At 73.6% G+C, this 23,915-nt stretch carries 5 protein-coding genes and 1 tRNA gene; 1 reads left to right on the forward strand and 5 read right to left on the reverse strand.

Going from position 1 to position 23,915, the window contains the following annotated elements:
• The first annotated feature begins 8 nt into the window (after positions 1-8).
• A complete protein-coding gene (locus tag IEZ11_RS14770) occupies positions 9-14,330 on the forward strand; it encodes a WXG100-like domain-containing protein (RefSeq protein WP_189263497.1) in 14,322 nt (4,773 codons plus the stop codon).
• 18 nt (positions 14,331-14,348) lie between these two features.
• On the opposite strand, the gene IEZ11_RS14775 is transcribed toward IEZ11_RS14770, so the two are convergent.
• The 5 genes from IEZ11_RS14775 to tmk all read right to left on the reverse strand — a co-directional run bounded on the left by IEZ11_RS14775 (position 14,349) and on the right by tmk (position 23,856).
• A complete protein-coding gene (locus tag IEZ11_RS14775; RefSeq protein WP_229713019.1) occupies positions 14,349-17,111 on the reverse strand; it encodes a SpoIIE family protein phosphatase in 2,763 nt (920 codons plus the stop codon).
• Positions 17,112-17,230: 119 nt separating this feature from the next.
• Positions 17,231-17,304, reverse strand: a tRNA-Thr gene (locus IEZ11_RS14780).
• Positions 17,305-17,411: 107 nt separating this feature from the next.
• Complete coding sequence (locus IEZ11_RS14785) at positions 17,412-19,028, reverse strand: alpha/beta hydrolase (RefSeq protein ID WP_189263189.1); 1,617 nt, start codon at positions 19,026-19,028, stop codon at positions 17,412-17,414.
• Between the two features lie 127 nt (positions 19,029-19,155).
• Positions 19,156-20,361 carry a DNA polymerase III subunit delta' gene (locus IEZ11_RS14790; RefSeq protein ID WP_189263190.1) on the reverse strand — a complete coding sequence of 402 codons (1,206 nt, stop codon included), beginning with the start codon at positions 20,359-20,361 and terminating at the stop codon, positions 19,156-19,158.
• Positions 20,362-20,577: 216 nt separating this feature from the next.
• Positions 20,578-23,856 carry a dTMP kinase gene (gene tmk / locus IEZ11_RS14795; protein WP_189263191.1) on the reverse strand — a complete coding sequence of 1,093 codons (3,279 nt, stop codon included), beginning with the start codon at positions 23,854-23,856 and terminating at the stop codon, positions 20,578-20,580.
• Positions 23,857-23,915 lie beyond the last annotated feature (59 nt).

Below are 23,915 nucleotides of genomic sequence, written 5' to 3' on the forward strand. Positions count from 1 at the left end.
TCCCTTCCATGAGCGTCGAGATGCCCCCCGAGCTGGCCTGGGTCGCCCGGCTGGCGGTCGGTCAGGCCTGGCCCAAGGGCAACGAGGACAACCTGCACGCCCTCGGCCAGGCGTGGAACGACGCCGCCCAGGAACTCAAGGGCATCAGCGGGCAGATCGGCGCGTCCGGCAACGGGGTCCTGGAGAGCGTGGGCGGCCAGGTCGCCGACGAGTTCCGGTCCTTCGTGACCCAACTGGAGGCCAGCCTCCCGGAGATGGCCGAGTCCGCGAACCAGCTGGGCAAGCTCGGCAAGCACACCGCCGTCCAGGTCGAGTACTCCAAGTACATGATCCTCGGCCAACTGATCCTGCTGGCCGCGCAGATCGCGGAGTGGATCTTCTTCGCGCCCGAGGTCATCCCGCTCGCCATCACGGCGGCCCGGATCGCGGTGAAGATGATCCTGCGCCGGCTGCTCATCTCGGTCGCGACCGGTGTCGCCATGAACGTCGGCCTCGACGTCGCCGTCCAGACCATCCAGTTCCTCAAGGGCGACCGTACCGAGTGGTCCACCGACAACACCGTCTCCGCCGTGGTGTCGGGCGCCATCGGCGGGGCCGTGGGCGGCATCTTCTTCGGTGCCGGCAGCGTCCTCGCGCCGAAGTTCGCGCACTCGCTGCTCGGCAAGGGCATCCTCGGCGCGGCGACCGGCATCGGCACCTCCGCGATCATGTACGGCATCTACCACAGCGGGGAGGACGAGTTCGGCACGTCCATCAGCGCGGGTGCGCTGGGCGCGCTGGGCGGTGGCGGCAAGCGGCGGTTCGGCGGCAAGGACGACACGGTCAAGGTGGACCCCGTCCACGTGAACGTGCCGAACGCGCTCAAGCTCAGCCTGTCGGGTCTGTCCGACCTGCCCGGCCTGCTCTCGGCCGAGAAGCCGGCACAGCTGTCCGGCACCGGGACCTTCAAGGAGTCGACGCGGAGCACCGGCACCACCGAGAAGAACGTGACACGGACCGGGACGGGGACGGGGACCGGGCAACAGAGCACCGGGCAACAGAGCACCGGCACCCAGCACACCACCGAGTCGACCCACGGCACGTCCACCTCCGCGGCCGCCTCCGCGTCCACCTCCACGGCCGTCACAGGCGCACAACACGCACACGAGCAGGGGCTGCCGGGGTTCTCGACCACCGTCAGGTCCACGTCGAGCACCACGCAGCCGCACGCCGAGGGCGGGACGGCGACACGCACCGGTACGGCGTCCGGTACCCAGACCCGCGTCACCACCGGGGGCGGCGGAGTCACCGGCACCGGAACCGCCCGCCCGTCCACTGCGGGCACGGGCACAGGTACAGGTACAGGTACAGGCACGGGCACGGGTACGACCGGGTCGGCGCCGTCCGTCCGTACGGAGACCGGTGGATCCGCTCGTAACGAGCCCGGCGCGTCCGTCCGTACCCAGACGGAGACGAACACGCCGCCGTCCGCCGCCACCCGCACCCAGACCGGCCCGGAGTCCGCCAGGACCCCGCAGACCACCAGCACCACCGGCACCGCGGGCGCGGCCAGGCCGACGGCGTCCAGCACCGTCACCACATCCTCGTCGGCCACCGCGGGCGGCACCGACACCGAGGCCGGCGGCGCCTCGCGTACGACCGCCGCCGTATCGGAGACCGGCGCCGTACCGAAGACCGTGGCCGCGACCGCCGGCGCCACCGCCGCACCCGGCCATGACGGTGCCGCCACACCCCACCGGCAGGACTCCGCCCCGGCCCCGGACCGCACTCCGGACCCCACCCCGCCCCCCGGCGGTGACCGGGCCGGACGGGCTCCGGCGCCCCGGATGCGGCTCGACCGTACGCCTCGCTTCGTCGTGCGCTCCAGCTTCGAGGCCCGCCGGTTCGTGTACCGGGGCGAACCGGTCACCGATCTGACGGTGCGGGTCGCCTTCCGGAACGGCGGCAACGGGCACGACACGGATGCCGTCTGGGCCAGGGTGACGGCCGGCGTCGAGCAGTACCTCAACGCGCCGGGGTACCGCCTGCCCGGTGCGGACCACACTCCCGGTGCCGGTGACCGGCTGCATGTCACCGTGTTGCGTGCGAGGCCCGGTGAGGAGGCGCACCTGACGGTCGATCTCGTCGGCCACGACGGGGTCATGGACCAGCGGAGATGGCGGGCGAACGCCGAACCCGTCGAGTTCGCCCACGAGGTGACGCACCAGGTGTTCAACCTGCGTGACGAGTACCGTGACGAGGCCGTTCCGCACCGCCCCGATGTCGAGGGCAGTCTGCTGGGCAACTTCCACGCCGACCCGCCCGAGGGGCTGAGCAGAGGTGGTCTGCGCGAACGTCATCTGCAGTTGATCGCCGCTGTCGTCGGTGACCTCCACCGCGCGGAACCCGGGCTCGAGCACGGCGCCGAGTGGGAGCAGACGCGCCTCGCCGCGACGCCCCACAAGCGGAGCCACACCTGGGTCGACCCGGTCTCCGATCCTTCGCGCTACGCACCGCTCGACGGCCCCGGGCACAGGGCGTCGGCGGTCGCGGACCCGCGCACCACGACCCCGGCGGATCTCGCCAGGGCGCTCGACGCGGCACTCAACGACCGGCTGCTTCGGCTGCAGGACTCCGACGAGGAGCCGGAAGCGGAATGGAGCGATGCGGAGAGTGACACACCGGCCCCCCGCCGCGCCGCTCCTCTGCCGGGGCCGTCCCGCGGGCCGGCACCGGCTCCCACCCACCAGCTGGCGCAGCACGGCAACGGGACGGGGACGGGCGCCGAGGCACAGAGCCCGGACCGTCCGGGGACACCGGAGACCGAAGAGCAGCCGGAGCACACCGACGCCTCCGGACACCAGGAGGCCGCGGAAGAGGCGCCCGTGCCCCCACCCGTCGTTCCTCCGCTGGAGTCGTTGCCGTCCGGGCCGTTCGAGGCAGCCACGCTGTGGGGAGACGATCCCTTCGTCGACTTCAGTGTGACCGTCCAAGAGGACCCCTCCGCGCGGACGATCAGAACGGTTGCGACGGCGTACTCCCACGAAAGCACGGCGGAACATCTCCCGGCGGAGAACGAGCAAGGCGATTGGCAGCAGTGGGAATACCGGGGTGACGCGTACCATGCGATGGCGGATGCGGCAGAGCACCGACTTCGTCTGATCACCGACCGGGCGGAGCAGACCGTCCGTACGAAGGCACCGGGCGATCCGGAACGAGAGCGTGCCGAGCGTCTGCTGAAGGTGGAGTCGACGCTCAAGCAGGGCGGCTGGCGGCCCGAGTACCGCAGTGAGTTCCTGCGCGTGCAGATGCTGATGGTCGAGGACGGCTTCCTGGGCAACCTGCCGCCGGAACTGGTCGTGAACGAGCATTGGGGCGACCGGTCCGGGACCGATGCGGACGAAGTGACGTCGTATGCCCTGGTCTCGCCGGACGATCCGGCGGGGCCGATCGGCGGTTCGCTGCACGGACCTGGCGGTGTGTCGGAGCAGTTCCACGCCTGGCTGGACAGGAACGGCGGCGACCGCGGCTGGCTGGCGAACTGGGCTGATCACCAGTCGGGCGGCTCCAATACCGCCCAGGCACTGCGCTTCAAGGTGATGGTGAGCCATTTCCGACCGCCGAAGCATCCCGAGCGCTTCTACATGTCCCGCCTCGACGGCCCGGGGGTCAAGGACCGCGATATCCCCCACGCGGACCACCCGGACGCCCTGCCGGAGTTCGATTTCGTCCCGTCGTACGTGCGGAGCATGGTGGCCCAGCACGTCTTCACCCACGAGATCCTCACCCGGGTCAAAATGCCGAACGTGGACCCGGAGCGGGGCATCGTCCAACTCCTGCGCCTGGACAAGCGGTCCGTGGTGGACGACGCCAACGGTGAACGCACCCCGGACATCGGCGCCCGGATCAATCTGCGCCGCGGGCCCGCGGATTCGTACAGCCTGATGAGACCGTACAAGGACCAGAACAAAACCGATCATGGGCTGGGGGCCTTCTGGGTCACCTCGCAGGAGATTCCGCTGCACCAGGTCTTCGGAACGTACCTGCAGAGCAGAGCGCGGGGCGAGGGGGAGGCCGAGCGCACCCTCTTCCTGTACGAGCACGAGAACGAGTTCCTCGCGATGTCCGACGGTGTGGAGGCCGTGTTCCACGGAACAGACACGCCCCCGGTGCTTTCCGTGGTCCGGGAGGCGTCCGCTCCGCACCCCGACGAGTTCGCTCCCCGTGCCCCCGTGGCCAGTGGCAGCGGTCGGGGGACGCGGTCCCCGGACACCGGTCAGCAGGGGCAACCCGGTTCTGCGCACCCGTCCGTCCCGGAGATCCGGATCACGGACACGACGGCGCGGACACCCGAGTCCGAGTCCGCGTCCGCGTCCACGTCCGCGTCCGCGTCCGCGTCGGGGTACGAGTCCTCACGGGCAGTGGCCCCGGCCGTGGCACGGTCGCACTACGGAATGCCGGAGAAGAACTTCGACAGGTTCAGGTCCCTGGCGCGGGCGCGCAATCTCGTGATCGACGTCCGGCCGACCAACACGGACGCGCCGAAGTGGCTTGACCAGGGGAAGCTGCCCAAGCCCAAGGACATCAAGGCGAAGTCCATCAACGAGCTGGACGTGCTGCTGGGCGCCAAGGCCGAACACCGTGGCCTGATCGGGTACTTCAAGCCGGCCCGGCCCGAGCGCGGAAACCTCGACGACAGGACCTGGGAACAGCTCGGAAAACGGTTCGCGCAGCGCACCGAGGAGTTCGAGACCCTGGCGCCGGTGATGGCCGAGCTCCGGACCCAGGGCCGGTTCAAGGTCGACGACGGCCTGGTGTACGGCCTGAACGGCCAGGACCGCTGGACGGAGATCACCGGCGACCACGACGTGTTCGACATCAACACACCGGGCGGTACGCGGCTGCAGGGGGACCCGTACGACGACGTGGTCAACACCATGATGACCAGCGGCATGGCCGTCATGCACGGGGCGCACATGGACTGGGAGCCGACGACGCCCTTCAGCAAGGGCATCTTCAGCAAGATCGTGGAGTCCCACCAGGAGGGCGGCGAGCCCCTTCTGCGTTTCCGTCCCGGCCTCAACGACGCCGAACTCGTCCATGCCCCGGCCGAGTTCCTCGTCAGAGGCCCGGCCCCGGAGCCACGCCCGACACCGGAAGAGCCCCCGACCACACACCCTGAACCGCCACTTCCCCCGACGGAGCCCACCACCACACGGCCCGAGCCACCCCTCGCGGACACCGACTCGCCCGCCCCGCGCGCCGATTCACCCACCCCGCGCGCCGGCTCGCCGCTCCCGCACGCCGTCGGACCGCTCCCCCACATCGAGCACCCCGGGGAGCCCGAGGCGGCACCCCGCATGGAACAGCCCCACGCAGCACCCCTCGTGGAGCCCCTCGTAGAACCCCAGCAGCCCCACGCAGCACCCCTCGTAGAACCCCAGCAGCCCCACGCAGCGCCGCTCGTGGAACCCCTCGTGGAGCCCAGGACGGCCGGCGGGGACGGTGGGGACGCCGTCAAGGCCGCCGAGCCCGAGCCGAGGGCGCCGGAGCCGGAGGGCGATCCCGCGATCCCGCCGCCGGGCGACGCCCCCCACCGGGCCGGTGACCCCGAGACCGCGGACCACCCCGCGCCACCGCCCGAGCCGCCCGGCCCGCCCGCCCGCCTGGGCGACCGGCACCGGAATTCGCTGGCCGGCATCCGGATCACCGACGCCCCCGGCCCCGAGGCCCTGCGTGCCCAGGTCCTGGCGACCCTGCCCGAGGCGCACCGCACCGACCGCCGGGTCGTCCAGAAACTCGACGCGGAGTTCGACCCGGCCAACTTCCGCACCCGGCACGAGCAGATGGTCAACGGCGGCTGGCGCTTCCAGATCCGGGTGGGCGGCGACCTGCACGACGTGGTGCTGTCGGCCGAGCCCGGTCGCTGGCGCCTGCGTACGGAACAGGCGCCGGCCGAGGAGAAGCAGGGCAAGAGCTTCGACCGGTCCGCCGAGGCCAAGCGCGCGGCCGAGCCGAAGAAGACCGCGCTCACCACCTCGGAGGCGGGCCTGGACCTGGCCCCGACGGTGATCCGCCCGGACGGCTCCGGCGGGGACCGGCTGGCCCTGATCACCCCTTCCATCAAGGCGGGCGGCGCCACCCACGCGACCGACACCTCGGTGAAGACGGGCGCCGAGACCGGTACGAAGACCTCGCTCACCGGCCCCACCGACACCTACGTCTCCCGCTTCCGCTACCGGGCGACCGTCACCGGCCCCGACGGCCGTCCGCTCGGCCCGCCCGCCGGTGCCCACGTCTCCGCCGACGTGACCGCTGAGGTCACCCGCCCGGACCCGGCCCCCGCGGACGGCCGCGCCAACGGCTGGAACGGCTGGGAGAGCGACGGCCCCGACCACGCGGAGGGTCGCCCGCTCGACGTCACCGGGCTGACGGCGCTGCACAAGGACGTCTTCGACCGGCTGCCGGACGAGGCCCGCCCCGACGGCACCGCCCACAACGACATCCTGGAGTTCCTGTCCCCGAAGAACGTCGTGGACGGCTTCGAACACGCCGCCGGCTGGGGGCTGACCTCCAAACGGCTCGACCTCAGCGACGGCGGCCACGCCTGGCTCCGGCTCACCCTGGAACCCGGGGCGTCGGCCCGCGAGGGCACGGTCGCCGACAAGGACACCGTCACCAGCAAGGAGACCGGCGAGCACGCCACGGGCCGTACCGACACCTCCGGCTGGGGCCTGGGCCTGAACGGCGGCGGCGCGCGGCGGATGTGGCAGAGCGCCACGACGAAGGAGTCCTCCTGGCTGACGGTCACCGGCGGCTACTCCTACGCGTACAGCCAGGCCCACCAGGAGAAGGGCAAGCAGACCTTCTCGCTGGAGCGGAGCCTGGAGCACGCGGGCACCGGCGACCTGGTCACGACCGCCGTACGGTTCCGGGTGGAGGTGCTGCGCGAGCGGCTCTCCCCGGGCACGGACGGCCTGCACGCGGTCCGCGGCCAACCCGCCCCCGCGCCCGCCCGCGGCGAGGCCCCGCACGACGAGGAGAACCCGCCCACACCACACACCGGCACGGTCATCCGCGTCCGCCACCACCCGTCCGCACCCGCCGCGGACGCCCCTGCCGCGAACCCCCCTACCGCGGACGCCCCGGCCGCCCACGCCCCCGCCCCCGCCCCCGCCGCCCACACTCCCGCCCCGGCCGCCGACAACCTGCGCAAACCCCTGATCGCCGAGCGCACCGCCTTCGTCGACGTACCCGGCTCCCGGGAGCTGGAGCGGCACATCACCAGGCGGCTGCACGAGCTGGCCCCCGGCACCCTGCCGCCGCCCGACGGCGCCGCGGCGGGGCGGGTCACCCCGCAGGCCATGGAGAACCAGCGCCTGCTGCGCGAGCGCGTCTCCCGGTCGGGGCTGCGCGCCGACGGCGGACAGCTCCTCGACGGCACCTTCCGGATCACCCTGGACACCTCCCATCTGCCGGGACTGCCCGGTCGTACGTACGAGGTGGTGGTCCGGGCCGACACCGAGGCGGGCCGCCACGACGGGGCGGTGGCGGGAACCGCGAAGAACACGGTGGCCCGGGGCCATGCCGCCGACAAGGGCGTGACCCGGGGCAGCAAGCACACCCTCGGCGTCAGCGGCAACGTACGCAGGGCCCTGAACCCGCCGGACACCGTACGGGCGTTCGGGAACGCCGGTGTCGACGGCTCGTACGGCCCGTCCCGGCAGACCGTGGCGTCCACCGAGACGCAGGCCAAGCGGACGTTCCAGCTCAAGGGGCCGGCGGACGCGTTCAGTTACCCGGTGACGTACCGGGTCCTGGTCGCCCCGCACCGGGAGGGGAACCCGCCGAGCACCCTGCCGGCCGAACGCCCGGCCCACGGCCGGGGGCCGGACGCGGTGCGCGAGGTGTTCCTCGCGGCCGACGACCGGCTGCGGGTCGAGGTACGCCGGGCGGAGCAGTCGGCCTCCGCGCCCCAGCATCTGCGGGCCGCCCGGCTGCCGCAGTCGCACGCCGTCACCCGGGTCTCCGACGAGGCCCGCTTCCAGCGGCAGGCCAGGGCCGCGCTGGAGGCGGCGTACCGGTCCCGCGAGCCCGACGTCGAACCACCGAGGGTCCCCGAACTCGACGAGGCCGTGACGGCGCTGACCGGCCGTGCCCAACTGCCCGGTCTGGTCTCCGCCTCGCACTCCGGCTGGGCCAACACGCTCGACCGGCACGTGGGCGACGGCCGGGCCCCGGACACCGTGGGCCTGTCGGTGCGCACCCGGCTGATCGACCTGCACTACCAGGAGACGCTGTCCGGGAACAACACCCTCGACCTGGAACTGAAGGCGAGCGGAGCCACCACCCTCGCCGAGCAGACGTCGCTGTCCGTCAAGGGCAGCCTCGGCCCGGACTTCGGGCTGTTCCCCGAGACCGCGGCCGGTTCGCTGACCACCACGTTCCAGGTGCGGGGCGGCGGCAAGGGCAAGGCCGGCGGCCAGTGGGACGACGTGGACACCCTCAAGCAGCAGACCGTCACCACCCGCAAGGTCAGCCACACCGGCACCTGGCACGTCTACCGGGCCACGGCCGAGGTGAGCGTCGCCGGCCGCCTCACCGAGGCGTCCGGTGCCTCGCACGTGGGCCGTCCGGTCGCTCACCACCACGACATCCACGTCCTGCTCTCCGACGAGGACGTGGCCCGCCTGCACACCGCGGCCCTCACGGACCCGGGCGTCCTGCCTCCGGAACGCCGCGCCACCCTGCTGGACCAGGGCGTCTCGGGCGGTGCCCTGGTGGAGCTCCCCGACACCGACCCCGTCCTGCGGGAGATCGACCGGCAGTTGCGCGGACCGGACGCCGGCCCCGTCCCGGTGTCCGCCCTCCCCTTCGCCGACACCTACTCACCGGACACGCTCGCCGCCCGTTACGACGAACTCGTCGGTCCCGGCATCCTGGACCGGCACGTCGAGGTGACGCGCGCCGGACATGTCGTCACCGAGGTGCTGGTGCGCGGCATCACCGACGGCTGGCGCGACGACGGCTCCCGCTCGGACCGCCCCCTCACCCGTGACGTCACCGCCGCCCACACCGTCAAGGGCAAGGCCGGCGCCAAGGGCACGTTCGGCGCCGAGGGCAATCTGCGGGCCTCCGTGCGCCCCCCGGAGGTGCCCCACCTCAACTCGGTCTCCATCGCCCCGGCCGGCGGACTCGAAGGCGGCCGGGGCAGCAGCGCCGAGTCCGGCGTGACCACCACCGTCGGCCACAAGACGTCCGGCTACGGCAACACCAACGCCCGGTTCACCGCCGGCCTGAGCTACGAGGTGACGGTCACCCGGCGCACCGAGGCCGGCCGTTTCACGCGCCTGCCGAAGGAGCCGGAGGCGGTGGGCCCGCACCCGGTCGCGGCCTGGGTGCCGGAGTCCCTCACCGAGGACGCGACCGCCGCACCCCACCCCGGCACCCCGCACATCCCCGACGACCCGGCCCACCCGGCCCACCCGGCCCTCCCGGCCCTCCCCCTGGCCGACCACCCGTTCGACGTCGAACTCGGCCGCCTCCGCAACCCCGCCCGGTACGAGGCCTGGCAGAACGCCCTGCACGCGGCGCACGACCTAGTCGGCTTCGACAGCACCAAGGCCCTGCACGACACCGCCGTCCAGGTCCAGGCGACCCCGCGCCCCTGGGGGGACGGCGTGCTGGGCCAGACCGGCGCCTCCTACTCCTGGGCCCTCGCGCAGGGCGTCGGCGCGGCCCGCTGGGCGGCCCACACCCTGCTTCCCTCGCACCTGACGGACACGGTCTCCCGTTTCCTGGCCACCTTCACCGCCGACCCCCGGCTCGGCCCCGGCCACGACCTGAGCCAGGAACAACGCCTCACGCCGGACGAGCAGTTCGCGATCCGGCAGATGTTCTCCGGCCAGTCGCTCCCCGCCCTCTTCCACCGGCTCGGCGGCTCGGACCGCCCCTACCGGGTACCGGGCACCTCCCTCGCCGTCTCGATGGAGGCGATCGGCCCCGCCGAGGAACTGGCCCACCGCGACGCCGCCGACGACGAACTCTCGGTCGCCGTCAAGGACGAGTCGGCCACCGCCGCCACCAACTCCTACAACTGGACGGTCTCCCCCGTGGACCTCGCGGTCCTCACCGAGGACCCGGTCCTCACCGTCCCCCTCTCCACCACCCGCCTCACCCGCGACCAGACCTACGACTCCGCACGCCCCGTCACCCGCGCCCCCGGCACCCCGAGCCGCCCCACCCCCGACGCGTCCCTCCCGCACGCCGTACCCCCCACCGAACCGGGCAAGGCCAAACTCACCGGCCCGGCCTCCCTGATGCGCCAGCCCGTCCGCATCACCCTCCACCCCCACGACGACGCCGGCCCCTACGGCACCCCCCGCTCCCTGACCGGCCACCTCTTCCACTGGACCACCACCCCGCCCCCCACCGCCCACCCCACCCCCTCCGACTCCGACACCCACCCCGCCCCTCCGGGCTCCGACACTCACCCCGCCCCTCCCGAGACCGCCCCCCGCGCCCCCCGACCCCCCGCAGCCGCCCCCCGCCCCTCGACACACACCGAGCCCCGCCCCTCAGCGCAGGCTGATCCCCGCCCCTCGGCGCAGGCTGGTCCCCGTCCCTCAGCGCAGGCTGATCCCCGTCCCCCGGCTGCCGCCGACGGCGAGTCCGCCCCACAGGGGCCACCCGCACCCGACCACGAAACCGTCACGGGTGGTGCGGGCGGGAAAACACCCGCCGAAGGCGAAGCCGAGGCCACGGCCACGGCCACGGCCACCCACAACTTCACCTTCGCCACCGAACACACCCCCACCCCCACCCTCACCCCCACCCAGATCACCCACCTGGACACACTGGCCGCCGACACGGCCCAGAGCGCCGTACAGCACCCCGGCCCCACCCCCGAACAGGGCCCCCTCCCCACCGTCCGGATCACCGGCCACGCCACCGCGTCCCTCGCCGGCCAGCCCCACTTCGGCCGCTCCCTCCAACTCGCCGCCGAACGCGCCGAACACGTCCGCGAGTTCTTCACCCGCCGGCTGGACGCCCACCTGCACGACCTCGGCTCCCCCCTCACCTCCGCCGCGTTCACGATCACCACCGAGTCCCACGGCCCGGACGACCTCCCCCACACCGCCCCGGACTCCCCCGACCGCGCGGTCGTCACGATCACCCACCCCCCGGCCGCGGCCCACGAACCCGCGCAGCCACCGCCCCTGCACCCCTCCCAGTGGCGCCCCCGGCGCGACCAGGCGGTCTGGTCCGTGCTCCGCACGGAGCGGTACGACCCCGCCCGCGACCCGGCGGCCGACCGCCCCGCGCCCGGCCTCCTCGCCGGCCGCGACGTCGTGGTCCGCGCGGCGGTGACCCGGATCCAGGCGAACGACGGACGCTGGGTCCGCAACCTCTCCCTGCACCTCCCCGTACGCTTCGGCCACGGATTCGGCCCCGCCGACCTGGCCCCGTACCGTGACCGCCTCCAGTCGCTGCTGGACACGCACGTCAACGACGGTCGCCGGCTGCCCGGTTCGGGCGACCAGCTGCACATCGACGTGGACCTGGAGCACCGTCCGGACCACCCGGAGGCCGTCGAGATCAGCCGGAGCGAGCAACCCGAGCACGCCTGGGACCAGTTCACCTTCCCCCTCGGCACGCACGAGGGCGCGCTGGACGACGCCCGCGCCCTCCACGAACTGCTGCACTACGGCGGCCTGCCGGACCGCTACCACGACGCGACGACGCTCTTCCGCCGCCACGAGGAACAGGCCGACCGGACCGGTCTGATGGCGGACATCGACACCATCGACGTACCCGACAGCTACCTGAGGTCCATCGCCGAGGTCACCGACTCCGGTCCGGTCCTGCGCGACCTGCCGTACGCCGAGCACGGAGAGCCGGTCGTCACCGCCCCCGGGCTGACCGGCGCCGCGGCCCGCGAGTCCCTCCTCGCACCGGACCCGCACTCCCACCCGACGGACCCGGCCCGGCCCCCCGCGGCCGCACCGTTCTCCGGCCGCTCCCGCGCGGACGTCGCGAGGCTGATCCGCGACGTCACGCACGAGAACACCGCGATGGACGGCGGCGGCCGCAACTGGCGGGGCCCCGGGCGCCCCCGCTTCGACCGGGTCCGTTACCACGTCCACCGGGCCGACGGGGAGCGGGACCAGCACGAGGTGCCCTGGTCCGACGACGCCCATGTCGTCCTGGCCCGTGCCGGCAGGGGCCACATCACGCTGGAGACCCCGTCCCGCACCGTCCGGCTGACGGATGCCGAGGACTTCGCCGCCCTGGTGGAGAACGACCCGGTCCGGCCCCCGGGCGCCGACATCGTGCTGGCCGTGCGCGGCCTGCACGAGGCCCCCGCCGGGCTTGCGGAGGCCGTGTCCCGGGCGACGGGGCGCAAGGTGTGGACTCCGTCGGACGGCGCCCTCGAACTCGCCTCCGTCCGGACGAACGGGACGACGGTCGAGCGGATCCGGCTGTCCGGGGACAACCCGCACTGGGCCGCCACCACCCCGTTCGGACGCGACGAGTTCGCGCACCTGCGGCCCGATCCCCTGGTCACCAGGAGGTACACGGTGCACGCCGCCGACGCCGACGCCGTGCTCTTCCACCGGCTGCCCGCCACCCACGTCGAGTCCGTCCACGCCACCCGGTCCGGCCCCGGCGCCCCCGCGCTGCGGCTGCCCACCCAGGAACTCGGCGTGGTGCGGGCCGGGGACCACCCCGCGATCCGGGTGTCGCGCGACCGCACCCTGGCCATCGACACCGGCGGCCTCAGCCAGCACGCGTACGCCACCGAGCGGGCCGTCGCCGAGTCCAACGCGAAACTCGCCGCCGCGGGCAGCAAGGTACGGCTGGACGCCGATCCCGAGGTCTCCCTCGTCCTGCCCCGCCCCGACGGGGAGCCCGGACCCGGTCCGCGCCTCCTGCGGGTCACCCCGCGCTTCCTGACCCGCTCCGGCCGGTCCGAGGAGGAGGCCTGCCGGGACTTCGCCCAGATGGTGTCCGGCGAGGTCAGGGCCTCGAACGTGGTGTTCAGGGCACAGCGGCGGGTCGCGACCGGCCAGATCAGCGCCCTGGACACGGCGGAGGTCACCGGCACCCACCATCTCGCCGAGTCGCTCGCCCGGGTCGCCGACGGCGAGATCGACCCGGCGGCCACCGGCCCGGCCTGGGCCGCCGCCCAGATCGCCCGGGACAACCGGGTGGTAGGCGGTCAGGGCGGCTCACCGCTGCCCGGCCGGGCGTACGGCAGCGCGCTCAGCTACGAGCTGCTGGACGACCCGCGCCGGGACGCGCTGGCCCGAGCGGCCCGGCAGACCGGGTTCAACGAGGGTGCCTGGGCCCAGGTGGGCGAGGGCTACCTCGTCCAGTCGATCAACGCGGCGGACCCGTCCGGCAGGCCGACCCTGGAGTTCAACTACGCCAAGCCGGGCGCGAGCAACGGCTCACACTTCGGCTACCACTTCGCGTCCGTCGTCCTGGCCAGCGAGGACGGCCACACCCAGATCGCCCTGGAGAACCACGCCCGGGTCAGCAGGAACCGCGCGGAGATGAACGACGCGGTCGAGAAGAACCTGCGCAGCTCCGCCGCCGACCTGCGCGAGGTGGCCGCCTCGCTGCACGACCGCGCGGGGTACGCGGAACGGGTCGGCGCGTCCGCGGAGCGCCAGAAGACCCTCAGGTCCTGGGCCAGGGTGGCCGACCTGCTGGTCACGGCGAAGGAGGCCCGCGACCGGCGCGCGCCCGAGGCGGAACAGCACCACGCCCTCCGTCAGGCCGCCGCGGCGATGCAGGGCACCGCCCCGATGATCGACGGCAAGGCCCAGTGGTACTTCCGCTCGTACAGCCGGCGACCGGGAGAGACCATGCACGAGACCCACGCGGAACTCCTCTCCGACCACGTCTCGGCCGAGGCGAACCCGCTGACCCTGGTCGTGCTCCACGGCCACGCCGTCTCCGCGCCCGAGCACCGCTCCGTCCCCTTCGACCAGTCCGGCGCGATGGCGGACAGCGCGGGCTACAAGCTGGACTTCCTCGCCCAGCACCTCGTCCGCACCGGCCTCTGGAACCAGGCCCACGGCCTTCCCCTGCCGACCACCGACCTGACCGCCCACGACTCCGCCCCGCACCCGGACCTCCGGACCACCACCGCCATGGCCACCCGGATCCGCGACGAACTGCGCACCCGCATGGCCGCCCTCCTCCGCACCCACGGCTCGACCCTCACCCCCGAGGAATTCACCATCTCCCTGACCACCGCCCTCCAGCCCGCCACCCGCCAGGTCACCTACGACGTGAACCACTGGCGCACCCGCCACGACGGCCGCACCACGACCACCTGACCGGGGCGGCTGCCGGGATCACGGGTAGGGCTGCTCGGCCCATATGACCTTGCCGTCGCCGGTGTACCGGGTGCCCCAGCGACTGGTGAGCTGCGCGACCAGGAACAGACCCCGGCCGCCCTCGTCGGTGCTCTTGGCCCGGCGCAGCCGCGGCGAGGTGCTGCTGCCGTCGGTGACCTCGCAGACCAGCGCGCGGTCACGGAGCAGTCGTACCTGGATCGGCGGACCGCCGTAGCGGATGGCGTTGGTGGCCAGCTCGCTGACGGCCAGCTCGGTGGCGAACGCCAGCTCCTCCAGTCCCCAGTCGACGAGCTGCCCGGTCACGGCCGAGCGCAGCCCGGAGACGGCCGCCGGGTCGACCGGCAGGTCCCATCGCGCCACCTGGCTGTCGTCCAGTGCGCGGGTGCGGGCGACCAGCAGCGCCACGTCGTCCTGGGGCCCGGAGGGGAGCAGCGTCTCCAGCAGGGTGCGGCAGACCTGCTCCGGGGTGCGGGCGGGGCCGGCGAGCACGTCGCGCATCGCCGTGAGCATGGTGTCGGCGTCCCAGGAGCGGTCGCGGAACAGGCCGTTGGTGAAGAGCACCAGCTCGCTGCCTTCGTCCAGCTCCACGTCGACGGTCTCGAACGGGCCGCCGCCCAGGCCGAGAGGCGGCCCGGTCGGCACTTCGGGACGGTCCACGGTTCCGTCCGGGCGGACCAGCACCGGTGCCGGGTTCCCGGCGTTGGCCATGGTGAGGCGCCGGCAGGCCGGGTCGTAGACCGCGTACAGACAGGTGGCGCCGGCGATCACCTCCCCGGCCCGGCCCCGCCCCTCCTGTTCGAGTTCGAGGCGGGCGACCAGGTCGTCGAGATGGGCCAGGACCTCGTCGGTCGGCAGGTCGAGGTCGGAGAAGTTGCGCACCGCCGTGCAGAGCCGCCCCATCGTGGCCGAGGCACGTACTCCGCGGCCGACCACGTCACCGACGACGAGTGCCACCCGGGCGCCGGAGAGCGGGATGACGTCGAACCAGTCGCCGCTGGCCCCGCCGCGCGCCGGCAGGTAGCGGTGGGCGACCTCGACGGCGTTCTGCTCGGGCACCTCGTGCAGCAACAGGCTGGTCTGCAGGGCGAGGGCCGCGGAGTGCTCGCGGGTGTAGCGGCGGGCGTTGTCGATGCAGACCGCCGCGCGGCTGACGAGCTCCTCGGCGAGTGAGAGGTCGTCCCCCTCGAAGGGGCCGGGCTGTTCGGAGCGGTAGAAGCTGACCACGCCGAGGACCGCGCCCCGGGCGCGCAGCGGCACCGTGATGAGCGAGTGGATGCCGGCCTCGCGGATCCGGGCGGCACGGGCCGGATCCTGGGTGGTCCACCCGGGCGCGGCGTTCAGGTCCGGTTCGAGGATCGACTCCTCGGTGGTCAGGCTGATCGCCTGCGGGGTGGCCGGGGCAGGTGTGATCAGTGTGCCCACCTCGTGCAGCGACGAGTTCGCGCGGACTCCCCTGAGCGCGACCCGCCGGGTCGCCTCACCCGGGCCCGGCGGCTCCTCGCCACCCAGCACGGCATCGGACAGGTCGACGGCGGCGAAGTCGGCGAACTTGGGGACGACGACCTCGGTCAGCTCCTCGGCGGTACGGGTCACATCGAGAGTGGAGCCGATCCGGCAGCCGGCTTCGGTGAGCAGCGAAAGACGCTGCCGGGACAGCAGCGCGAGCCGCCCCACGCCCGCCTCCCCCACCGCGACCAGCCATCGGGTGGCGGCCGGCGGCGAACGCGGCGGGGCGGGCGGTTCGCGTACGCCGGGGCTGTCGGCCGGTTCGACGATCGGCTCGGCCGGCCTCGCCGCTGTGGAGTCCAGGCGGCGCAGCGCGCCGTCGGGCAGTACGGCCTCCACGGCCAGCCCGGTCATCCCGGTGGGGCTGTGCACCGGCCGGCTCAGCAGGACGGCGACCCGTCCGTGGGCGAGTCCGGCCTCGGTGAGGCCGGTGCGCCCCGTGGAGATCATTTCAGCCGCCTTCTCCAGCAGGAGGATGCGGTCCCGCTGCTCCAGCCGGTCGTCGGGAAGCAGTCCGGTGCGGACCGGCGGACCGGACCGGTCCGCCGCCAGGCCCGCTTGGCGCCGGGCCCGCAGATACGACTGCAGCAGGGCCCGTTCACGGCCCCGGATCTGCCCGAGCAGACGCTGTTCGATGAGCTCCGCCGTCTCGCTGACCAGGTCCAGCATGGAGACCTCGGCGTCCTTGTGGTCGCAGGTCAGGTCCAGCGCCCCCAGGATCCGCCCGCTGAGCGGGTCGCGTATGGGGGTGGCGGCGCAGGCGAAGGGGCGCATGATGTCCGCGTAGTGCTCGCGCCCGCAGATGAACGACGGGCGCCTGGCCGCGAGCGCGGTGCCCATGCCGTTGGTACCGACGCCGGGCTCGGGGAAGCCGAAGCCGGGGGCGAGCTGAATGGTGTCGAGGAAGCCGTTGAGCGAGGGTTCGCCGACGCGGCGCGCCAGTACCCGTGCCTGCTCGTCGCAGAGGGCGATGCACACCTTGATCCCGGACACCCTCGACGCGAGGTCGTCCAGGACGGGTCCGGCGAGCTGGTCGAGCAGGCCGCCGAAGTCCAGATCCTGGTGGTAGAGGACGTCGATGTGATCGGCCGCGACGCCCCGCGAACGGGATCGCTGCCAGGAGCGCAGTACCGGCTCACGGACCCTGCCGCCCACCGGACGACTGCCCAGGAAGCGGTCATGGGCGTGGCTGAGAGCTTCGGTGTCGTCCCACTCGACGGCCACTTCGGCCTGCTTCCCGACCCCGGGCGACACCCGGGACCACTCCGCACAGCACCCTACCGAACAACGATCATACCGTTACTTTTCACCCGAATGCCGCCCGCCGGAACGAGAAAACCCCGGATCAGAGTCCTGACCCGGGGTTCAAAGAGAGCCGCTTTCGGGATTCGAACCCGAGACCTACGCATTACGAGTGCGTTGCTCTGGCCATCTGAGCTAAAGCGGCGCGTCGCCCGCACTATGGTGCGATCAGCGACGTCGGTAAGTCTACACAGTTTCCGGGGGTGCTCCGCACACGCTCCGGAGCGGGGGTTCCGGGGCCGGCCGCAGGGGTTATGAGCAGCGTTTTCCCTCCGCCGGCGGGGTGCCGTCGAGGAGGTAGGTGTTGATCGCCGAGTCGATGCAGGCGCTGCCCCGGCCGTAGGCGGTGTGGCCGTCGCCGACGTAGGTGAGGAGGCGGCCCGAGGAGAGCTGGCGGGCCAGGGAGCGGGCCCAGGGGTAGGGGGTCGCCGGGTCCCGGGTGGTGCCGACGACGACGATGGGCCCGGCGCCCTTCGCCTCGATCCGGTGCGGCTCCCCCATGGCCCGCACCGGCCAGTACGCGCAGTTCAGCGAGGCCCACGCCAGGTTCGGGCCGAACACCGGGGACGCCTTCTCGAACGCGGGCAGCGCCTTCTCGACCTGCGCGGGGCCGGTGAAGGCGGGCGGCAGGTCCAGGCAGTTCACCGCGGCGTTGGCGGACATCAGGTTCGAGTAGCGGCCGTCGGAGTCCCGCTCGTAGTAGCTGTCGGAGAGGGCGAGCAGACCCGCGCCGTCGTTGTCCTTCATCGCCGCGTGCAGGGCGTCGCGCAGTTGCTCCCACTCCGCCTGGTCGTACATCGCGGCGATCACGCCGGTCGTCGCGAGGGACTCGGTCAGCTTGCGGCCGTCCGGGTCACCGGTCGGGACGGGGTGCGCGTCCAGCTTCAGGAAGAACGTCCTGAGGTTGTCGGCGATCTGCGTCGGCGTGCTGCCCTTGGGGCCGAGCGGGCAGTCGGCGCGCTTGGCACAGTCCTCGGCGAAGGACCGGAACGCCGTCTCGAACCCCGCCGTCTGCTGGAGGTTCAGCTCCCGCGCGGACAGGGAGGGGTCCATCGCGCCGTCCAGGACCATCCGGCCGACCCGCTCCGGGAACAGGCCCGCGTAGGTCGCGCCGAGGAAGGTGCCGTACGACGCCCCCACGTAGTTCAGCTTCGGGTCGCCGAGCACCGCCCGCAGGATGTCCATGTCCCGCGCCGAGTCGACGGTGGAGACATGGCGCAGCAGCTGCGCCGAGTGCGTCCCGCAGGCCTCCGCGAACGCCTTGTACTCCGCCACCAGCCGGGCCGTCTCCTTCTGGTCGTCGGGGGTCATGTCGGTCTCGGTGAAGGCGTCCATCTGCCGCCCGTTCAGACACTGCACGGGCTCGCTGCGGGCGACCCCGCGCGGGTCCACGGCGACCATGTCGTAGCGCGCCCGCACCTCGGCGGGGTAGCCGATGCCCGCGTACTGCTGGAGGTAGTCCACCGCCGAGCCGCCCGGCCCGCCCGGGTTGACCAGCAGCGAACCGAGCGGCTTCGCCTTGCCGGTCGCCTTCTTCCGGGCGACGGCCAGCCGGACGTCACCCGCGCCCGGATCGGCGTAGTCCAGCGGGGCCTTCATCGTGGCGCACTGGAATCCGGGGACTCCGCAGTCGCGCCAGGTGAGCTTCTGGTCGTAGTAGCGCGCCAGCGACGACGGTGTCGAGCGGGGCAGTGCGGCCAGCTGGGCGGCGCCGGCCGTGGTGGACGCCGGTGTCGATGCCGACGCGTTCCCCGAGGAGGAGCACCCGGAGGCGAGCAGGGCGGCTGCCGAGAGCAGGGCGGCCGCCGTGGTCCGGGCGTGGGTCCGGGACCGGATCGGGGCCTGGCGGGCGATTCGCCTGATGTGCATCATTCGAGCGTAACGCCGAGAAATGATCTCCGTGGCGTACCGAGCGACTGTGGCTCGTACGGGTGACCCCGGTCAACGCCCCGCACCTCGGCGACAGAGGTTCGCCCGGACGCCGCCGTTCGGGGCGTCAGCCCGCTCTGAGCGCCATCGTCATCGCCTCCACCGCCAGCAGCGGCGCCACATTGCGGTCGAGGGCGTCCCGGCAGGAGGCGATCGCCTCGATCCGGCGCAGCGTGGCCTCGGCCGAGCCGGCCCGGGCCAGCCGCTCCAGGGCGTCCTCGGCGTCCGCGTTGGCGATCGCGACCCTGGACCCCAGCTGGAGGGCGAGGACGTCGCGGTAGAAGCCGGTGAGGTCGGTGAGGGCGACGTCGAGGCTGTCGCGCTGGGTCCTGGTCCGGCGGCGCTTCTGCATGTCCTCCAGGTCCTTGATCACGCCCGCCGTGCCGCGCGGCAGCCGCCCGCCCTGGACCGCGCCGAGCGCCGCCTTCAGCTCCTCGGTCTCCTTGCCGTCCATCTCCTCGGCGAGCTGTTTGGCGTCCTCCGCCGCCGCGTCCACCAGCTCCTGTGCCGCCTTCAGGCATGCGCCGACCTCGTCCAGCCGCAGCGGCAGCTTCAGCACGGCCGCGCGGCGCGCGCGGGCGGCCGGGTCGGTGGCCAGCCGACGAGCCCGGTCCACGTGCCCCTGGGTGGCGCGGGCGGCGGCCTCGGCCACCTGGGGCTCGACGCCCTCGCGCCGGACGAGCATGTCGGCGACCGCCGCCACCGAGGGCGTGCTCAGGTTCAGATGGCGGCAGCGGGAGCGGATCGTGGGCAGCACGTCCTCCAGCGAGGGGGCGCAGAGCAGCCAGACGGTGCGGGGGGCGGGCTCCTCCACGGCCTTGAGGACGGCGTTGGCCGACTTCTCGTTCAGCCGCTCCGCGTCCTCGACCAGGATGATCTGCCAGCGGCCGGTCGCGGGGGACGTGTAGGACTTGCGGACCGTGTCACGCATGTCCTTGACCAGGATCTCGGCGCCGACGGCGGCGACCGTGGTGATGTCCGCGTGGGTGCCGATCAACACGGTGTGACAGCCGTCGCAGAAGCCGCAGCCGGGGGCGCCGCCCAGGGCCCGGTCCGGGCTCACGCACTGGAGGGCGGCGGCGAAGGCCCGCGCCGTCTGGTTGCGGCCGGCGCCGGGCGGGCCGGTGAACAGCCAGGCGTGCGTCATCTTGGACGACTCCGGCGGCGGCTGGTCGGCCGCGGCCGCGGTGACGAGGGCGTCGGCGTCCCGGGCGGCGGCGGTGAGCACCTCGCTCACCCGCTCCTGCCCGACGAGGTCGTCCCACACGGTCATGGGTCACGCCGCCCTTTCGTCATACGAACCGATCCGAATACGCAGGGACCCGAAGCCCACCGGTTCCGTGGTCCGGACTCCATTGTGCGGGTGCCCACTGACAACGAGGTCCGCGGACGACCGGGAGGGACAGCCGGTCCCGCCGGCTCCCGCCCACGGCGACGGGGGCGGCACCGGCCGGTGTCCCCGACCCGCACCGCCCCCGCGCCGGGAGACTCAGCCGCGCCGACCGCGGCCCCTGCGGCCCCGCTCGTCGCCGTGATCCGGCTCCTCGTAGTTCCCCAGCAGTTCGTCCGCCAGCGACGGCAGGTCGTCCAGCGGGGTCTCCTCGGCCCAGTCGGGCCGGGGGCGCTGCCGCCGGGCCGGGCCGCCGGTGTCGGCGTCGACCTGCGGCAGCTCGCGGGTGCTGCCCTCGGAGCCGTCGGGGTTCCGGCCCGCCCGCTCGTCCCGGAAGAACCCGGGCGGCATCCGGTCCGCCGGGGCATCGTCAGGAGCGGCGGCCTCGTCGCGCACGGGAGGCAGCACGGCGGTCTCGTCGGCGGCACCGGACGGCACCGCCGGGAGCACCGCCGTCTCGTCCGCGGCACCGGACGGCACCGGCGGAAGCACCGCCGTCTCGTCGGCAGCACCCGGCGGCACCGGCCGCAGCACCGCGGTCTCGTCGGCCGACCGCGCGGGCCGCACCGGCGGCTGCGGCAGCTCCGCCGTCACCTCGGCGTCGGACTCCTGGGCCCTGGCCGCCCGCTCGTCCCGCACCGGGCGCAGCACCTTCGTCTCGTCGGCCCCGGCCTCCGGCTTCACCACCGGTGTTGGCATGGTCGTCGCCTCCGGGGTGACACCGGGAGCCGTCGGCTGCCGTACGGCGGACTGCTGGACGGCCACGTCGGCCGCTGCCGCCGCCTCCGCCGCGGCACGCCGTGCCTGCTCCGCCTTGAGCAGCGCCTCCTCGGCCTTGCGCTGCTTCTCCAGGCGCCGTTCCTCGGCCTCGGCGCGCAGCCGGGCCTCTTCCTCGGCCCGCTTGCGGCGCTGCTCCTCCTCGGCCTTGCGACGGGCCTCGGCCTCCGCGCGGGCCTTCTCCTCGGCGAGCAGCCGAGCCTGCTCCTCCTCGGCCCGCCGACGCGCCTCCTCGGCCCGCAGCCGGGCCTCCTCCGCCTGCCGTTCGGCCTCGCGGCGCTGCGCCTCCTCCAGCTCGCGGCGCTTGCGCTCCTCCTCCTCGGCGCGCAGCTTGGCGAGCTGCTCCTGGCGCTCACGCTCCAGGCGCTCCTCCTCGGCCTTGCGCGCGGCCTCCTCCTCGGCCTTGCGGCGGGCCTCCTCCTCGGCCTTCCTGCGCGCCTCCTCGGCGGCCCTGATCTCGTCCTCGGACAGCGGCAGCACGGTGTCGAGCCGGGCCCGGATGACGGTGCTGACGGCCTCGGGCTCCTGGCCGGCGTCGACCACCAGGTAGCGGCCGGGGTCGGAGGCGGCCAGCGTCAGGAAACCGGCCCGCACGCGCGCGTGGAACTCGGCGGGCTCCGACTCCAGCCGGTCGGGGGCCTCGGTGAAGCGTTCGCGGGCGGTCTCCGGCACCACGTCCAGCAGGACGGTCAGATGCGGGACGAGTCCGTCGGTCGCCCACCGGTTGATGCGGGCGACCTCGGTCGGGGACAGGTCGCGGCCCGCGCCCTGGTAGGCGACGGAGGAGTCGATGTAGCGGTCGGAGATGACGATCGCGCCGCGCTCCAGGGCGGGCCGGACGACGGTGTCGACGTGCTCCGCGCGGTCGGCGGCGTACAGCAGCGCCTCCGCGCGGTGCGACAGACCGGCGGACGAGACATCGAGCAGGATCGAGCGCAGCCGCTTGCCGACCGGCGTGGCGCCGGGCTCACGGGTGAGGACGACCTCGTGGCCCTTGGCGCGGATCCACTCGGCGAGGGCCTCGGCCTGGGTGGACTTGCCGGCGCCGTCGCCGCCCTCAAGGGCGATGAAGAAACCGTTGGCCGTGGGTGCCTGCGCCGGGTCGTCGCCGCCGAGCAGCGCGTCACGCAGGTCGTGGCGGAGCGGTACGCCCGCGCGGTCGTCGACCTTGGCCAGCACCAGGGCGGCCACCGGCAGCAGCAGCGCGCCGACCAGCATCAGCGTGAACGCGGCTCCGCCGTGCGCGAACACGAACTTGCCGTTCTCCAGCCGGTGCGGCCCGATCAGCGCGGCCACCAGGGGGGCGATCAGCGCGCCGAGCGCCATGGCGACCCGGACCACCGCGTGCAGGTGCTCGGTGGTCCGCGTCCGGCGGGAGTCCTCGGTCTCCTGGTCGAGCAGGGTGTGCCCGGTGTTGGCGGCCACGCCCGCGCCGATACCGGCCAGCGTGACGATCAGGAGCACGGTGGTGACGTCCGGGACCAGCCCCGCGGCCAGCAGCGCGATGCCGGTGAAGGCGATCGCGAGCGACAGCAGCCGGCGGCGCGAGAGCGTCGGCAGCAGGGCGGGCGCCGTACGGATGCCGACGGCGACCCCGCCGGTCAGCCCGAGCACCAGCAGGCCGTACAGCACCGGCCCGCCGTGCAGGTCCCTGGCGTCCAGTACGGCGACGGAGACGGCCGCGGCGACCGCTCCGGCCACCGCGGCGCAGGCCAGTACCAGGAGCGGGATGGCGCCGGTGCGGCCCGTCTCGACGCCGGCGGCGGTCCTGGGTCGGCGCAGGCCCTCCAGCGGGGACCGCGCGCGCGGGGTGCGGGTGCCGGGCACCTCCAGGTAGACCAGCACCGACAGGGAGGCGGCGAACAGGCCGGCCGCCACGTACGAGGCGAGGGCCGCCTGGTGCTGGGCGAACCAGGCGATGCCGGTGCCCAGCAGGTTGTTGACCAGCGACGCGACAACCAGGGCGGCGGCCGCGAGCGGGATCGCCAGGAACGTCGTGCGCAGCGACAGCCGGCGCAGGGCGTCCAGGTGGTCGGGGAGCGGGCGTACCGTCGCGCCCTCCAGGGGCGGCGCGGGCAGCAGCGCGGGGGCCGCGCTCTCCCGGCAGACGGTCCAGAAGCGCTCGGCGACTCCGGTGACGAAGCCCGTCACCAGCAGGAGCGTCAGGGCGTTCGCCGGGGTCCAGTCGATCCACAGGGGCGCGATGATCAGCAGGACGGTGCGCAGACCGTCGGCGCCGACCATGGTCCAGCGCCGGTCGAGCGGGCCGTCCTGTGCGGTCAGCGCCGTCAGCGGGCCCAGCAGGACCGCGCCGAAGAGCAGGGTGGCCAGAATGCGCACCCCGAAGACGATCGCCACCGCGAGCGCCGCACCTCGGTAGCCGCCGCCGAAGGAACCCTGGGCGACGGCTGCCTGGAGCGTGAGCACGACCAGCACCAGCAACGCCAGGCTGTCACCGATCCCGCTCACCAGCTGGGCGCTCCACAAGCGCCTCAACTCGGGTCGGCGCAGCAGCGAGCGAACGGCGCGCTCGCGGGAATCCGCTACCAGCGCGTCGTCCGGATCTGTCTGGGGGGCCGTTGGCTGCTCGGCTCGCGTCATGCTTTCAGCCTATCGGCAGCCGACGACAGCCTGCGGCGACCGTCCACAGGTACGCCCGC

The organism is Streptomyces fuscichromogenes, from assembly GCF_014645815.1.
In the GTDB taxonomy this organism is placed as follows: Bacteria; Actinomycetota; Actinomycetes; order Streptomycetales; family Streptomycetaceae; genus Streptomyces; species Streptomyces fuscichromogenes.